Consider the following 14,587-nt stretch of genomic DNA (forward strand, 5'->3'; position numbering starts at 1 on the left):
TGCAGCCCATGGTATCGCACGTACGGGCTCCACAAAGACCGGTTTGGCTCTACAACTCTCCCCGCTTGCCCTGCCCGCGCTGATGCAATGCGCGTTCCATCTTTCGAAGCTTGAGAGATATTGAGATGAATCCAGCCAATCTTCCCTTCGATTCCGAGGCGATGCTCGAGGGCCTGCGCACCTGGGTGGAATGCGAGAGCCCGACCTGGGACGCAGGCGCGGTCAATCGCATGCTCGATATCGCAGCGCGTGATATGGCGATCATGGGGGCGACCATCGAGCGCATCGCCGGCCGTCAGGGCTTTGGCGGCGTCATCCGCGCGCGCTTTCCGCATCCGAAGCAAGGCGAGCCGGGTATCCTGATCGCCGGGCACATGGATACCGTCCACCCGGTCGGCACCATCGAGAAGCTGAAATGGCGCCGCGAGGGCAACAAGTGCTACGGCCCCGGCATCTACGACATGAAGGGCGGCAACTATCTTTCGCTGGAAGCGATCCGGCAGCTGGCGCGCGCGTCCTTCGCCACGCCCTTGCCGATCACCATTCTGTTCACGCCGGACGAGGAAGTCGGCACGCCCTCGACGCGCGACATCATCGAGGCGGAAGCCGCGCGCAACAAATATGTGCTGGTGCCCGAGCCCGGCCGCGCCGACAACGGCGTCACCACCGGACGTTACGCCATCGCGCGATTCAATTTGGAAGCGACGGGGCGGCCGAGCCATGCCGGCGCAACATTGTCGGCGGGACGCTCGGCCATCCGCGAGATGGCACGGCAGATCCTTGCGATCGACGCGATGACGACAGAGGATTGCACCTTCTCGGTCGGCGTCGTGCATGGCGGACAGTGGGTCAATTGCGTTGCAACGACCGCCACCGGCGAAGCTCTCTCCATGGCCAAGCGCCAGGCCGATCTCGACCGCGGCGTCGAGCGGATGCTGGCGCTGTCGGGCACCGCGAACGACGTGACCTTCAAGGTGACCCGCGGCGTGACGCGGCCGGTGTGGGAGCCGGATGCCGGCACCATGGCGCTGTATGAAAAGGCGCGCGGCATCGCCAAATCTCTCGGCGCGGAATTACCGCATGCGAGCTCCGGCGGAGGATCCGACGGCAACTTCACCGGCGCGATGGGCATCCCTACGCTCGATGGCCTCGGCGTGCGCGGTGGCAACGGCCACACGCTCGAGGAGTTTATCGAGGTCGACAGCCTGGTCGAGCGCGGGCGCCTGATGGCGGGACTGCTGGCAACGCTGGCGTAAATTGAATCAACTTCGCACTGCACAATGCGTTGGCAGTCACGGTTCAAATTTAGCCTTGTCTAAAAATGAGGCGCATCGTACTGCTCGATGGTCCACGCGACGATCTGGAGAGAGACGGCACGATCTCAACGTCGTGACGTCCACCGAAGGGGATAGTCCGCGCAGACCTTTCGAGGTCCGCGACGGATCAAGCTCTCAGGTAACCGTGACAGATGGGGCGCCGCCAACGGCCTTCGGGCCGGCGGTTAGCCTATCCTAACTCACGGGAGCCCTGCTCAACATGACCCATATCGCCATCATCGGCGCCGGCATCACCGGCGTAACGACCGCCTATGCCGTGCTCGAACGCGGCTACAAGGTGACGGTGCTCGACAAGCATCGCTATGCCGCGATGGAGACCTCGTTTGCGAACGGCGGACAGCTCTCCGCCAGCCATCTCGACTGGACGTTGTCGGCCACGACCGCGCAGATGATTGCCGGAACCATCGACGGCTGGCGCGGGCTCAACGCACCGTCAATCGTCCCCTCACTTCAGGAAGAACTTGCGGTTGAGCGCGAGATGCGCCGTGCATCTTGAGTGGTCGAAAATCGATGTGGGGCGGCCCCTTGCGACCGCCCTACCCTTGGCACACAATTTGCCCCAAGAGGACGGCTCTCCGGCCGGCTCTTCCAGCCCGAGTGACAGGCGCGCATGATAGACACGACCGAATCCACGGGCGCCTCTCGGCCCCATACATTCCGCAGCCGGAGATAGGTGCATGCTGGGTTATCTCATCCGCCGCGTTCTCGCTGCGGTGCCCGTGATGGGTGTCGTCGCGCTGTTCGTGTTCCTGCTGCTGCGGCTGACGCCGGGCGACCCGGCCGCGATCCTGGCCGGCGACAATGCGACGCCGGAACGGCTGGAGCGCATCCGCACCTCGCTCGGCCTCAACGAGCCGCTGATCGTGCAGTTCATCACCTGGGTCGGCAAGCTGCTGCACGGCGACCTCGGCACCTCGCTGATCTCGAACCTGCCGGTCATGAAGATGATTGGTCAGCGCGTCGAGCCGTCGATCTCGATCGCGCTGTCGACCATCATCCTCGCCGTCATCGTCGCCGTGCCGCTCGGCGTCATCGCGGCCTGGAAGCACGGCACATGGATCGACCGCTTCGTAATGGGGCTGTCCGTGCTCGGCTTCTCGGTGCCGGTGTTCGTGATCGGCTATGTCCTGATCGAGGTGTTTGCGATCGACCTGCGCTGGGTGCCGGTACAGGGCTTCAGAAGCATCTCGACCGGCTTCGGCCCATTCTTCGAGCGCATCATCCTGCCGACCTGCGCGCTTTCCTTCATCTATGTCGCACTGATCGCGCGCATGACGCGCGCGGCGATGCTCGATGTGTTGGGCGAAGACTACGTGCGAACGGCCCGTGCCAAGGGCATCAACGAGGTCGCGGTGATGATGCGGCACGCGCTGCGCAACGCCGCCGTGCCCGTGATCACCGTGATCGGGACCGGCTTTGCGCTGCTGATCTCCGGCGTCGTCGTCACCGAGAGCGTGTTCAACATTCCCGGCATCGGCCGCCTCACCGTGGATGCGGTGCTGGCGCGCGACTATCCGGTGATTCAGGCGATGATCCTGCTGACCTCACTGATCTACGTCGTCGTCAATCTGCTGATCGACGTCGCCTACACGCTGCTCGATCCCCGGATCCGGTATTGAGGCAAGGACAAGAACAACAATGACGGTTGATACCCTTCCCCAGTCCTCGATTCCGATCACGTCGCCGTTGCGGCCGCGTTTCGGCTTCCTCACCTCGACACCGATCATCGCCACGGCGACCGTGTTGCTCGCGCTGATCGTGCTGATCTCAATCCTGGCGCCGCTGATCGCGCCGCATGACCCGATCCAGCTCGCACCCTCGCAGCGGCTCAAGCCTTCCTCGGCGCAATTCCTGCTCGGCACTGACGCCTATGGCCGTGACCTGTTGTCGCGCGTCATCTATGGCGGGCGCATCTCGCTCCTGATCGGCATCGGCTCGGCGATCCTGTCGATCGTCATCGGCCTTGCGATCGGTCTTGTCTCCGGCTTCTTCAAGCTGGTCGACGCCGTGCTGATGCGCGTCATGGACGGCCTGATGGCGATGCCGAGCATTTTGCTCGCGATCGCCGTGGTGTCGCTGTCCGGCGCCAGCATCTGGACCGTGCTGATCGCGATCACCATCCCCGAAATCCCGCGCGTCGCGCGCCTGGTGCGCTCGGTGGTGCTGTCGGCGCGCGAAGAACCCTATGTGGAGGCCGCGATCTCGGTCGGTTCGTCGCTGCCGAAGATCATGTGGCGGCATCTGATGCCGAACACGATCGCGCCGCTGATCGTCCAGGGCACCTATGTCTGCGCCTCCGCGATCCTCACCGAGGCCATCCTCTCCTTCCTCGGCGCCGGCATCTCGCCGGAGACGCCGACCTGGGGCAACATCATGGCCGAGGGCCGCCAGTATTTTCAGCTCAAGCCGACGCTGATCTTCTGGCCGGGCCTGTTGCTCTCGATCGCCATCCTCAGCATCAATCTGATCGGCGACGCCGCCCGCGACGCCCTCGATCCCCGCATGAAGCAGCGGGAGGGCAAGTAATGACCGATCAAGTGATGACCAACCCAGTTCTCGACATCAACAACCTCGTCGTCTCCGTCGGCAAGAAGCCGGGCGGACCGAAGATCATCGACGGCATCTCGATCCAGGTGCACGAGCGCGAAACGCTGTGCCTTGTCGGCGAAAGCGGCTCGGGCAAGTCGGTGACCTCGCTCACCACCATGGGCCTGCTGCCGAAGGGCACGCTGGTTCCGACGGGCGGCAGCGTCAAACTCGTCGGCGAGGAGATCCTCACCGCGACCGACCGCCGCTTGCGCCAGCTGCGCGCGACGCAGATGGCGATGATCTTCCAGGAACCGATGACCGCGCTCAATCCGGTCGTGCACGTCGGCCGCCAGATCGACGAGGTGCTGCGCGCCCACACCGATCTCGATGCCAAGGCGCGCAAGAAGCGCATCCTCGACATGATGGAGCAGGTGCGCCTGCCCCAGGTCGAGCGCATTTTCGCATCCTACCCCCATCGCCTCTCCGGCGGCCAACGTCAGCGCATCATGATCGCGATGGCACTGGTGCTTGAACCCAAGCTGCTGATTGCCGACGAGCCGACCACCGCGCTCGACGTCACCACGCAGAAGCAGATCCTGACCCTGATCCGTGACCTCCAGCGCGATCACGGCACCGCCGTGCTGTTCATCACCCATGACATGGGCGTGGTCGCCGAGATCGCCGACCGCGTCGCGGTGATGCGGCAGGGCCGCCTGGTCGAGACCGGCACACTCGATTCCATCCTGCGCAATCCAACCATGGAGTACACCCGCAACCTGCTCGCCTCGGTGCCGAGCCTTGTGCCGCGTGCGGCGCGGCCTGAAACGAAAGAACCGGTGGTGCTGGAAGCCAACGACCTCAGCAAGGTCTACAAGGAGCGCGCATTCTTCGGCAAAGGCCGCGAGGTCGTCGCCGCCGACAAGGTGACGTTGACGCTGCGCAAGGGCCGCACGCTCGGCATCGTCGGCGAGAGCGGCTCGGGCAAGTCGACGGTGGCGCGCTGCATCGTGCGCCTGATCGATCCGACCTCCGGCGGCGTCCGCCTCGCCGGCCGCGAGATCTCCGATATTTCGCGCCGCCTGCTCCAGCCGCACCGGCAAAAAATCCAGATCGTGTTCCAGGATCCCTACCGCTCGCTCAACCCGCGCGTCACCGTCGGCGAGAGCATCGCGGAAGGCCCGATCAATTACGGCACCTCGCACGCCAATGCGACGAAGCGCGCGCGCGAGTTGCTCGAGCTGGTCGGCCTGCCGGCCGACGCGGTGTCGCGCTACCCGCACCAGTTCTCCGGCGGCCAGCGCCAGCGCATTGCCATTGCGCGCGCGCTCGCACTCGATCCCGATGTGCTGGTGGCGGACGAAGCCGTCTCGGCGCTCGACGTCTCCGTGCAGGCGCAGGTGCTGGAACTGCTCGACGAGATCCAGAAGCGGCTCGGCATCGCCATCCTGTTCATCACCCACGACCTGCGCGTTGCAGCCCAAATCTGCGACGAGGTCGTGGTGATGCAGCACGGCCGCGTCGTCGAACAGGGCCCGGCCGCCGAGGTGCTGACGCATCCGCAGGAGGCCTACACCAGGGCCCTGCTGGATGCGGCACCGGGCCGGGGCTGGGACTTTGCGAATTTCCGGCCGGTGTCGGAGGGTGTGGCGGCAATCGCGTAGGTTTATCCACGCGTCATTGCGAGCGAAGCGAAGCAATCCAGAGGCCCACCGCGGAGACAGTCTGGATTGCTTCGCTTCGCTCGCAACGACGGTGATCGCGGCAAGTATTCCCAAACAGCTTGAGGCCATGCATGGCGCGATTGCTTCCCTCCTTGCTCTCCTCGCAAAGCCAAGGCTAACGTCCCGCACCTTTGATTGGCTGGACTTGCATTGATGACACGTATCGCCGTCGGCGGCTTCCTGCACGAGACCAACACCTTCGCTCCGACGAAGGCGACATTCGCGGACTTCCAGCATGGCGGCGGCTGGCCGGCGATGACTGAAGGCGCCGACGTGCTGAGGGTGATGCGAAGCATCAATGTCGGCCTTGCCGGCTTCGTCGACAGCGCCGAAGCGAACGGTTGGGAACTCGTTCCAACCATTGCCTGCGGTGCAAGCCCCTCGGCGCATGTCACCAAGGACGCTTTCGAGCGCATCGTGAAAGTCATGGTCGACGGTATTGCGTCCGCCGGCCCCATCGACGCGGTCTATCTCGATTTGCACGGCGCGATGGTCACCGAGCATCTCGATGACGGCGAAGGCGAGATTTTAGCGCGCGTGCGCCGCGTCATCGGCAAGGACGTTCCGCTGGTCGCGAGCCTTGACCTGCACGCCAATGTCACGCCCGAAATGATGGAACATGCGGATGCGCTGATCGCCTACCGCACCTATCCCCATGTCGACATGGCCGAGACTGGCCGCGCCTCCGCAAAGCATCTCGCCCTGCTTCTGCAGACGAAGCAGCGCTTCGCAAAGTCGTTTCGCCAATTGCCGTTCCTGATCGCGATCAGCTGGCAATGCACCAATGACTTTCCCACCAAGGGCATCTACGAAAAACTCGCCGCGCTCGAGAGCGATGCGGTTCCGACACTCTCTTTCGCGCCGGGTTTCCCCGCCGCCGACTTCCGCGATTGCGGGCCGAGCGTATTTGCCTATGGCAGGACGCAAGCCGATGCCGACCGCGCTGCGGATGCGATCGTCAAATTGATCGAAAGCCACGAGGACGATTTCGACGGCAAGATCTGGTCGCCCGATGACGGCGTGCGCCACGCCATGGAACTTTCGAAGAGCGCGAGCAAGCCGATCATCATTGCCGACACCCAGGACAATCCCGGCGCCGGCGGCGATTCCGATACCACCGGCATGCTGCGCGCGCTGGTGCGCAACAAGGCGAGCGCCGCGACCGGCGTCATCAACGATCCGGCCTCGGCCAAGGCCGCGCATACGGCCGGCGTCGGCGCCACCGTGACGCTCTCACTCGGCGGCAAGTCCGGCATTCCCGGCGACGAGCCCTATACCGAGACTTTCGTCGTCGAAAAGCTCTCCGACGGCCGCTTCATCGCGCCCGGCCCGTATTATGGCGGCCGCGAGATGGAGATGGGCCCGTCCGCAGCCTTGCGCATCGGCGATGTCCGCGTCGTCGTCTCCTCGCACAAGGCGCAGCTCGCCGATCAGGCGATGTATCGCTATGTCGGCATCGAGCCGACCACCGAGAAGATTCTGGTCAACAAAAGCTCGGTACACTTCCGCGCCGACTTCGAGCCGATCGCGGAAAAGCTGATGATCTGCGCCGCACCCGGCGCGATGCCGGCCGACACCGCCGCGCTGCCCTGGACGCGCCTGCGTCCGGGCATCCGCATCAAGCCGAACGGCCCCGTTTTCACGCCCCCTTCACCCTAACCGGACAGGACATATGCCCACCATCGACCGCATCGACGGCTACGCCGACGAACTCACCGCCATCCGCCGCGACATCCACGCCCATCCCGAGATCGGCTTCGAGGAGGTCCGCACCTCCGGCATCGTCGCCGACAAGCTGAAGGGCTGGGGCATCGAGGTGCATCGCGGTCTCGGCGGCACCGGCGTGATCGGCGTCATCAAGGGCAAGGGTTCGGGCAACAAGCGCATCGGCCTGCGCGCCGACATGGACGCGCTGCCGATGGAGGAGAACACCAATCTGAAATGGAGCTCGAAAATCCCCGGCCGCTTCCACGGCTGCGGCCATGACGGCCACACCACCATGCTGCTCGGCACCGCGCGCTATCTCGCCGAGACCAGGAACTTCGACGGCACCGTGCACCTGATCTTCCAGCCGGCCGAGGAAGGCCTCGGCGGCGCCCGCGCGATGATCAAGGACGGCTTATTCGAGAAGTTTCCATGCGACGAGCTCTACGGCCTGCACAACGCGCCCGACCTCAATCTCGGCGAGATCGCGATCCTGCCCGGGCCGGCGATGGCCGGCGCCGACTTCTTCGATCTCCGCATCACCGGCTATGGCGCGCATGGCGCGATGCCGGAGCGCTCCAAGGACGCGGTGATCATCGCGACCACGCTGGCACAGGCGATCCAGACCATCGTCAGCCGCAACGTCGATCCGCTGCAGGCCGCCGTCATCTCGATCACGCAGATTCACGCCGGCTCCGCCTACAACGTCATTCCCGGTGAAGCGCATCTCTGCGGCACCATCCGCACCTTCTCGGATGAAGTCCGCGCCATGATCGCCGAACGCATCCGTACGATCTGCGCCGGCATCGCGGCCGCGTATCAGTGCGAGATCGAGGCGGACATCCGCGACACCTTTGGTGTGCTGGTCAACCAGGTCGAGCAGTCCAAGGTGGTCGAGGAGGTCGCGCGCACCATCGTCGATCCCGCCAAGGTGATCACCCGCAGCCAGCCGAAGATGGGCAGCGAGGATTTTGCCGACATGCTGCAAACCATTCCCGGCGCCTATTTCTGGGTCGGCCACGACGGCTCCGTGCCCGTGCACAATCCCGGCTTCGTGCTCGACGACAAGATCCTGCCGATCGGTGCCAGCATGTTCGCCCGCATCATCGAAACGCGCATGCCGGTGAGCTAGCAATGCACAAGAAGAGCGTCGAGGAGGCGGTCACCTCGCTGCACGATCTGTCCGCGGTCGATCTGATCGCAGGCTATCGCGCCAAACAGTTCTCGCCGAGCGAGGTGCTGGAGGACGTGCTCGCGCATGTCGCTGCGTGGGAGCCGCATCTGAAGGCGCTCTATGCGTTCGATCCCGACAGCGCGCGCAAGGTGGCAGCGGCCTCGACCGCGCGCTGGTCCGGCGGCGAGCCATCCGGCCCGCTCGACGGCGTGCCTGTCACGGTCAAGGACAACATCGCGACCAAGGGCGTACCGGTGCCGCTGGGGGCTGCGAGCGTCAAGCTCGTGCCGGCCGAGAAGGACGCCCCGCCTGCCGCGCGGCTGCGCGAGGCCGGCGCAATCATCTTCGCAAAAACCACCATGCCCGATTACGGCATGCTGTCCTCGGGGCTTTCCTCGTTCCATGCGCTTACGCGCAATCCCTGGGACCTCTCCAAGAACCCCGGCGGCTCGAGCGCCGGCGCGGGGGCCGCCGCCGCGGCCGGCTATGGCCCGCTGCATCTCGGCACCGATATCGGCGGCTCGGTGCGCCTGCCGGCGGGCTGGTGCGGCCTCGTCGGCTTGAAGCCGAGCTTCGGCCGCGTGCCGATCGACCCCACCTATGTCGGCCGCGTCGCCGGCCCGATGACCCGCACGGTCGATGATTGCGCGCTGATGATGAGCGTGATCGCAAAGCCCGACCGGCGCGACGGCATGAGCCTGCCCGCCGAGCCCTTGAACTGGAAGGGATTGGAAAAATCGCCGCGCAAACTCCGCATCGGCCTGATGCTCGATGCCGGCGTCGGCTTGCCCGCGGAAAGGCCGGTCCGTGACGTCGCGGTGAAAGCCGCAAAGGCGTTCGAATCCGCAGGTAGCGTCGTCACCGAGGTCGACGGCATTCTGACTCGCGACATGCTCGACGGCCTCGACAACTTTTGGCGCGCCCGGATGTGGGATGACCTGTCGAAGCTCACGCCGGCCGAACAGGCAAAGGTGCTGCCGTATATCTTCAAATGGGGCGAGTCCGGCGCGAAGCTGTCGGGTGTCGACGTCATCCGTGGCTTCAACCAGACCATGGCGATCCGTGCGGCGGCGGCAAAGCTGTTCTGCGAGCTCGACTATGTGATTTCGCCGACGGCACCGAATGTGAATTATTCAGCGGAATGGGCCTCGCCGACCAACGATCCGATGAGGCCGTTCGAGCACATCTGCTATACCGTGCCATGGAATATGTCGGAGAACCCTGCCGTCTCCCTCAACGGCGGCTTCGATGCCAAGGGTTTTCCCATCGGCGTGCAGATCGTCGGGCGCCGCTTCGACGATATCGGCGTGCTCGGCATGGCCAAGGCTTTCGAAGGCCTGCGCGGCCCGCAGAAGCCCTGGCCCAAGCCGCCGGCGCATTAAATACTTTCCGTCATTCCGGGGCGTCGCGAAGCGACGAGCCCGGAATCCATAACCACTATCGTGAGTATGGATTCCGGGCTCGCGCCCAAGCGGGCGCGCCCCGGAATGACGTGCTACAAATCAAGAGCAAGAAAACAAAGGAAGGAAACCACCCATGGCGTATGAGACGCTCAAATACGAGGTCGCCGAGCAGATCCTCACCATCACGCTGAACCGGCCTGACAAGCTCAACGCCTTCAACGCGCAGATGCAGGCTGAGCTGATCGACGCATTCGACGCCGCCGACAAGGACGACAACGTCCGCGCCATCATCGTCACCGGCGCCGGCCGCGGCTTTTGCGCGGGCGCAGATCTGTCGTCAGGCGCCGACACCTTTGATCGCGACGCGCGGCGCGGACCCGTCAAGCGTTTCGCTGACGGCAAGGTCGATTACAGCGATCCACAGGTCCGCGATGGCGGTGGCCAGGTGACCTTGCGCATCTTCAAGTGTCTGAAGCCTGTCATCGCCGCGGTGAACGGTCCTGCCGTCGGCATCGGCGTCACCATGCAGCTTGCGATGGACATCCGCATTGCCTCGGACGCTGCGCGCTTCGGCTTCGTGTTCTCCCAGCGCGGCATCGTGCCGGAGGCGGCCTCGAGCTGGTTCCTGCCCCGCATCGTCGGCATCTCGCAGGCGCTGGAATGGTGCTATTCGGGCCGCGTCTTCCCGGCGCAGGAAGCGCTCGCGGGCCGTCTCGTCAGCAAGGTTGTGGCGCCGGATGATTTGGTGCCGACCGCGCGCGCGCTCGCCAAGGAATTCGCCGCCAAGACCGCGCCGGTGTCGGTGGCGCTGATCCGCCAGATGATGTGGCGCATGATGGGCGCCGACGATCCGATGGAAGCCCACAAGGTCGACAGCCGCGGCATCTACGCCCGCGGCCGCTCGGACGACGTCAAGGAGGGCGTGGTATCGTTCCTGGAAAAGCGGCCGGCGCAGTTCAAGAACAAGGTGTCCAGCGATATGCCGGACTATTTCCCGTGGTGGAGCGAGCGGGAGTATAAGTGAGGCATCGTAGCTCTCGTAGGGTGGGCAAAGCGCAGCGTGCCCACCGTTCTTGTTTCTGTTGCTGATCGATGGTGGGCACGGCGCTTTGCGCCTTTGCCCACCCTACGGCACCGTCACTCCATCACCAGCGCCACGCGCCCGATCGCCTTGCGGTCGAGCAACAATCGCATCGCCTTGGCGTAATCCTCCAGCGGCAGTCGGTGCGAGATGTTCGGACGCAGCTTGCCCTCTTCCGCCCATTGCAGCAGCGCCTTCAGGCGCACTTCACCGAGCGCGGGATTTTTCCGCACCGCTTCGCCGGCGCGCACGCCGAGCACGCTGGCGCCCTTGATCAGCAGCAGATTGGTCTTGGCCGAACCGATGCCACCCGTAAAACCGATCACGAGCAGCCGCGCGCCCCAGGCGATGCAGCGCATGGAATTCTCAAAGACCTCGCCGCCGACCGGATCGAACACCACGTCGGCGCCACGCCCATCGGTGATGCGCTTGACGGCATCGCGAAACGGCTCGCGATCGTAGCGCACGAGATGGTCGGCGCCGCGCGATTTCGCAATCGCCAGCTTTTCGTCGCTGGAGGCCGTCGCGATCACGGTGGCCCCCAGCATCTTGCCGATCTGCACCGCCGCGAGGCCGACGCCGCCGCCGGCGCCATGCACCAGCAGCACCTCGCCCGGCTCGACCCGGCCACGATCGATCAGCGCGTGATAGGCGGTGCCGTGGCCCGCGAGATAGGTCGCCGCTTCCCCATAGTCGAAGGCCGAGGGCATCGGCGTGAGCTGCGACGGCGTCACCACGGCTTCGTCGGTGAAGGCACCGTGGCGCATCTTGACGATGACCTTGTCGCCGACGGCGACGCCCTTCGCCTCTGCGCCGACTTCGGTCACGTCGCCTGCGGCTTCCATGCCGGGCGTGAACGGCAACTCGGGCTTGAGCTGATATTCGCCGGCCGCCATCAGCACGTCCGGAAAATTCAGCCCGGCGGCGTGGATCGCGACGCGCACCTCGCCCGGCTTCAGGGCGCGCGACGGAAACTCTTCCAACAGCAGCGTTTCGGGCGCGCCGAGCGCGCGGCAGACGACGGCCCGGACCATCAGGCTGCGCTCGCCTTGTTGCGCGTCAACGCCTCGCGGATCAGCGGCAGGCGGTCATTGCCAAAGTACATGTCGGTCTTGTTGACGAAGATCGTTGGCGAGCCGAACCCGCCGCGGGCGACGACCTCTTCCGTGTTGGTCTTGAGCTGGTCCTTGATCCCCTGCTCGGTGATACCGGCGAAGAACTTCTGCTCGTCGACGCCGACCTTCTTGCAGATCTCGGCGAGCACCGCGTCCTGCGAGATGTCCTTGTCGCCGCCCCAATAGGTTTCGAACAGTGCGGTCGCGAACGGCACCATGTCCTTGCCCAGCCAGATGCAGCCGCGCATCGCCTTGACGCTGTTCACCGGAAACACCGTCGGCGGCATCTTGATCGCGAGCCCCGCCGAGCTTGCCCAGTCCTGCAGGTCCTTCTTCATGTAGCGCGCCTTCAGCGGCACCGGCTTCTCCCGCTGCGCGTAGACGCTGGGATTGACCGTGTTGAAGATGCCGCCGACCAGGATCGGCCGCCAGATGATCTCGGCGCCGAGCTCCTTCGCCAGAGGCTGGATGTTGTGGAAGGCGAGATAGGTCCACGGACTGGAACAGTCGAAGAAGAATTCGATCATGGCGTTTCCTTTGTCGCTCCAGAGCGCCGCTTTTGTTGTTCTGTACCCTGACGTTAGGACATGGCAGAAGGGGGCGCAACAGAACCTGCCGGGAGGGCCGCCATGCTGTTTCCAACGACGATCGCCGGCTCCTTGCCCAAGCCGGAATGGCTCGCCGAGCCCAACATGCTCTGGGCGCCCTGGAAGTCGCAAGGAGACGAGCTCCTCCGCGCCAAGCGCGACGCCACGATGCTTGCGGTGAAGGTCCAGGAAGACGCCGGGATCGACATCGTCACCGAGGGCGAACAGGCCCGGCAGCATTTCGTGCACGGTTTTCTCGAGAAGATCGAAGGCATCGACTTCGCCCACAAGGTCGAGATGGGCATCCGGAAAGATCGCTACAAGGCGATGGTGCCGCAAGTGGTCGCGCCGCTGCGGCTCAAGGGCCGCGTCCATGCCGACGAGGCACGCATCGCGCGCACGCACACCAGGAAGAAGCTGAAATTCACCCTGCCCGGCCCGATGACCATCATCGACACCATCGCCGACCGCTACTATGGCGACCGCGTCAAGATGGCGTTCGCCTTCGCCGAGCTCTTGAACGAGGAAGCCAAGGCGCTGCAGGCCGACGGCGTCGATCTCGTGCAGTTCGACGAGCCCGCCTTCAACGTCTACATGGACGAGGTCAACGACTGGGGCATCAAGGCGCTGGAGCGCGCCGCGCAAGGGCTCACCTGCGCCACCGCCGTGCACATCTGCTACGGCTACGGCATCAAGGCGAACACTGACTGGAAGGAGACGCTCGGCGCGCAATGGCGGCAGTATGAACAGATCTTCCCGGCGATCGACGCGAGCCAGATCCAGCAGGTCGCGATCGAGTGCCGCAATTCCAAGGTGCCGCTCGATCTGCTCGCGCTGCTCAAGACCAAGATCGTGCAGGCCGGCGCAATCGACGTCGCCAGCGATACGGTCGAGACCGCCGAGGACGTCGTCAAGGTGATCGACGCGGTGTCAAAATTCGTGCCCAAGAGCAACATCATCGCCACCACCAATTGCGGCATGGCCCCGATGCGGCGCGAGATCGCCGAAGCCAAGCTGATGGCACTCGGCGCCGGCGCCGCGCTGGCTCGCGAGAAGCTGGGGTGATGGTGGTGATTCGGCCGGCACTCGCGGTCGTCGCGCTGGCAGCGCTCATGCTGCCGGCGCAGGCGGAGGACCGCTCGGTGCTACTGAACTGCAAGACGATGGTGGAGCGCGCGTCGAAGGATGCGAACGCTGTGAGCGAAGCAGAGCTGACCCGCTGCCGACAAGTGATCCGCGAATGGGCTTTGCGCGATGCGCGGACGACCGTGGATGAAGAGGGCAAGCCGCTGCGCTAGGGCGACGCGGTCGGATGCAGCACCGGCTGATAACCAGCGTTCATCGCGCGTAGCGTCGACGGTGGCGTCAGCAACGCCGCTTCGTCCGGCGGATGCTCCACCGCGACATAACCGGCCGGCGACCACAACAACGCCCTGCCCTGCGTCACCAGAAAGCTGTCCTCGCCCCGCTGCACCATCGCGCCCTCAGGCAACTGATCGAGCGGCATCACCAGCGCGTGCAGCCGCTTCCTGCCGTTGTCGAGCCGCTCATGGTGCAGCACCGTGTCGATGTCGTGCATGCGGACGTCGTGCACGCGGTTGCCTTTCTCCCATGCGGCGCGGAAGCGATTGGCATCGTCACGGCGGCAGTAGAAGCAGGGGCGATGCCCGGCGGCGAGCGCAGTGGCCTCGTCGAGGAAGAACAGCTCGGTCCAGCTTCGCTGCGCCATCACCTCGCGGCGGCGGCCGCGGAATTCGCAGGTGCAGGTGAGCCAGGCCGGCGACGACCAGCGCTTCTTCAGAAGCGTCTTCGTCGCGGGATCATGGATGATGCCGCGATTGCCGGTGAACATCCCGCGATGCGGGGTGGCGATGATGTCGCCGGTCGGCGTGACGCGATTTTGCAGGGGCATGGTGCGAGTTCACTCCCTCTCCCC

At 65.0% G+C, this 14,587-nt stretch carries 13 protein-coding genes, 1 pseudogene and 1 riboswitch; of the genes and pseudogenes, 11 read left to right on the plus strand and 3 right to left on the minus strand.

All coding sequences use genetic code 11. The features are described 5' to 3' along the window. The first annotated feature begins 125 nt into the window (after positions 1 to 125). From ACP2YP_RS25710 to ACP2YP_RS25750, 9 genes and pseudogenes are all read left to right on the plus strand, one after another. Complete coding sequence (locus tag ACP2YP_RS25710) at positions 126 to 1,256, plus strand: M20/M25/M40 family metallo-hydrolase (RefSeq protein WP_426419074.1); 1,131 nt, start codon at positions 126 to 128, stop codon at positions 1,254 to 1,256. 94 nt (positions 1,257 to 1,350) lie between these two features. Next, positions 1,351 to 1,478, plus strand: a riboswitch (glycine riboswitch). A 58-nt stretch (positions 1,479 to 1,536) separates the two neighbouring features. Next, a pseudogene (locus tag ACP2YP_RS25715) lies at positions 1,537 to 1,716 on the plus strand (FAD-dependent oxidoreductase); the annotation flags it as partial. A 298-nt stretch (positions 1,717 to 2,014) separates the two neighbouring features. Beyond that, entirely contained in the window at positions 2,015 to 2,956 is a 942-nt protein-coding gene (locus tag ACP2YP_RS25720) for an ABC transporter permease (RefSeq protein WP_426419075.1), read from the plus strand. Positions 2,957 to 2,975: 19 nt separating this feature from the next. Further along, positions 2,976 to 3,863 carry an ABC transporter permease gene (locus ACP2YP_RS25725; protein WP_426419076.1) on the plus strand — a complete coding sequence of 296 codons (888 nt, stop codon included), beginning with the start codon at positions 2,976 to 2,978 and terminating at the stop codon, positions 3,861 to 3,863. Positions 3,864 to 3,877: 14 nt separating this feature from the next. Beyond that, positions 3,878 to 5,527, plus strand: a complete 1,650-nt coding sequence (locus ACP2YP_RS25730) for an ABC transporter ATP-binding protein (RefSeq protein WP_426426272.1) — start codon at positions 3,878 to 3,880, stop codon at positions 5,525 to 5,527. A gap of 213 nt (positions 5,528 to 5,740) precedes the next feature. Continuing rightward, complete coding sequence (locus ACP2YP_RS25735) at positions 5,741 to 7,246, plus strand: M81 family metallopeptidase (protein ID WP_426419077.1); 1,506 nt, start codon at positions 5,741 to 5,743, stop codon at positions 7,244 to 7,246. A 13-nt stretch (positions 7,247 to 7,259) separates the two neighbouring features. Then, on the plus strand, positions 7,260 to 8,423 hold the full coding sequence (locus tag ACP2YP_RS25740) for a M20 aminoacylase family protein (protein WP_426419078.1): 1,164 nt from the start codon (positions 7,260 to 7,262) through the stop codon (positions 8,421 to 8,423). 2 nt (positions 8,424 to 8,425) lie between these two features. Next, positions 8,426 to 9,847: an amidase gene (locus tag ACP2YP_RS25745; RefSeq protein WP_426419079.1), complete on the plus strand. Its 1,422-nt coding sequence runs from the start codon at positions 8,426 to 8,428 to the stop codon at positions 9,845 to 9,847. A gap of 154 nt (positions 9,848 to 10,001) precedes the next feature. After that, the gene (locus tag ACP2YP_RS25750) at positions 10,002 to 10,892 is read left to right on the plus strand and encodes a crotonase/enoyl-CoA hydratase family protein (protein WP_426419080.1); all 891 of its coding nucleotides are present in this window, start codon (positions 10,002 to 10,004) and stop codon (positions 10,890 to 10,892) included. A gap of 113 nt (positions 10,893 to 11,005) precedes the next feature. On the opposite strand, the gene ACP2YP_RS25755 is transcribed toward ACP2YP_RS25750, so the two are convergent. Both ACP2YP_RS25755 and ACP2YP_RS25760 read right to left on the minus strand, forming a co-directional pair. After that, positions 11,006 to 11,983: an NADPH:quinone oxidoreductase family protein gene (locus ACP2YP_RS25755; protein ID WP_426419081.1), complete on the minus strand. Its 978-nt coding sequence runs from the start codon at positions 11,981 to 11,983 to the stop codon at positions 11,006 to 11,008. Then, positions 11,983 to 12,591, minus strand: a complete 609-nt coding sequence (locus tag ACP2YP_RS25760) for a 2-hydroxychromene-2-carboxylate isomerase (protein WP_426419082.1) — start codon at positions 12,589 to 12,591, stop codon at positions 11,983 to 11,985. Before ACP2YP_RS25760 ends, ACP2YP_RS25755 begins: the two co-directional genes overlap by 1 nt. A 102-nt stretch (positions 12,592 to 12,693) precedes the next feature. Here ACP2YP_RS25760 and ACP2YP_RS25765 point away from each other — a divergent pair, with 102 nt between their 5' ends. Next, positions 12,694 to 13,716, plus strand: a complete 1,023-nt coding sequence (locus ACP2YP_RS25765; RefSeq protein ID WP_426419083.1) for a methionine synthase — start codon at positions 12,694 to 12,696, stop codon at positions 13,714 to 13,716. Then, the gene (locus ACP2YP_RS25770) at positions 13,716 to 13,949 is read left to right on the plus strand and encodes a hypothetical protein (RefSeq protein ID WP_426426273.1); all 234 of its coding nucleotides are present in this window, start codon (positions 13,716 to 13,718) and stop codon (positions 13,947 to 13,949) included. The genes ACP2YP_RS25765 and ACP2YP_RS25770 overlap by 1 nt, the downstream gene beginning before the upstream one ends. On the opposite strand, the gene ACP2YP_RS25775 is transcribed toward ACP2YP_RS25770, so the two are convergent. Beyond that, positions 13,946 to 14,563 carry a hypothetical protein gene (locus ACP2YP_RS25775; protein ID WP_426419084.1) on the minus strand — a complete coding sequence of 206 codons (618 nt, stop codon included), beginning with the start codon at positions 14,561 to 14,563 and terminating at the stop codon, positions 13,946 to 13,948. The genes ACP2YP_RS25770 and ACP2YP_RS25775 overlap by 4 nt on opposite strands. Positions 14,564 to 14,587: the final 24 nt, after the last annotated feature.

It is taken from the genome of Bradyrhizobium genosp. A, from assembly GCF_049949275.1.
Lineage (GTDB): Bacteria > Pseudomonadota > Alphaproteobacteria > Rhizobiales > Xanthobacteraceae > Bradyrhizobium.

What these genes read in the sequence shown, in the direction of transcription:
- ACP2YP_RS25710 (WP_426419074.1), top strand. Translation starts at nt 126, where the DNA reads ATGAATCCAGCCAATCTTCCCTTCGATTCCGAGGCGATGCTCGAGGGC.
- ACP2YP_RS25755 (WP_426419081.1), bottom strand. Translation starts at nt 11,983, where the DNA reads ATGGTCCGGGCCGTCGTCTGCCGCGCGCTCGGCGCGCCCGAAACGCTG.
- ACP2YP_RS25725 (WP_426419076.1), top strand. Translation starts at nt 2,976, where the DNA reads ATGACGGTTGATACCCTTCCCCAGTCCTCGATTCCGATCACGTCGCCG.
- ACP2YP_RS25740 (WP_426419078.1), top strand. Translation starts at nt 7,260, where the DNA reads ATGCCCACCATCGACCGCATCGACGGCTACGCCGACGAACTCACCGCC.
- ACP2YP_RS25750 (WP_426419080.1), top strand. Translation starts at nt 10,002, where the DNA reads ATGGCGTATGAGACGCTCAAATACGAGGTCGCCGAGCAGATCCTCACC.
- ACP2YP_RS25770 (WP_426426273.1), top strand. Translation starts at nt 13,716, where the DNA reads ATGGTGGTGATTCGGCCGGCACTCGCGGTCGTCGCGCTGGCAGCGCTC.
- ACP2YP_RS25735 (WP_426419077.1), top strand. Translation starts at nt 5,741, where the DNA reads ATGACACGTATCGCCGTCGGCGGCTTCCTGCACGAGACCAACACCTTC.
- ACP2YP_RS25745 (WP_426419079.1), top strand. Translation starts at nt 8,426, where the DNA reads ATGCACAAGAAGAGCGTCGAGGAGGCGGTCACCTCGCTGCACGATCTG.
- ACP2YP_RS25720 (WP_426419075.1), top strand. Translation starts at nt 2,015, where the DNA reads ATGCTGGGTTATCTCATCCGCCGCGTTCTCGCTGCGGTGCCCGTGATG.
- ACP2YP_RS25730 (WP_426426272.1), top strand. Translation starts at nt 3,878, where the DNA reads ATGACCAACCCAGTTCTCGACATCAACAACCTCGTCGTCTCCGTCGGC.
- ACP2YP_RS25765 (WP_426419083.1), top strand. Translation starts at nt 12,694, where the DNA reads ATGCTGTTTCCAACGACGATCGCCGGCTCCTTGCCCAAGCCGGAATGG.
- ACP2YP_RS25775 (WP_426419084.1), bottom strand. Translation starts at nt 14,563, where the DNA reads ATGCCCCTGCAAAATCGCGTCACGCCGACCGGCGACATCATCGCCACC.
- ACP2YP_RS25760 (WP_426419082.1), bottom strand. Translation starts at nt 12,591, where the DNA reads ATGATCGAATTCTTCTTCGACTGTTCCAGTCCGTGGACCTATCTCGCC.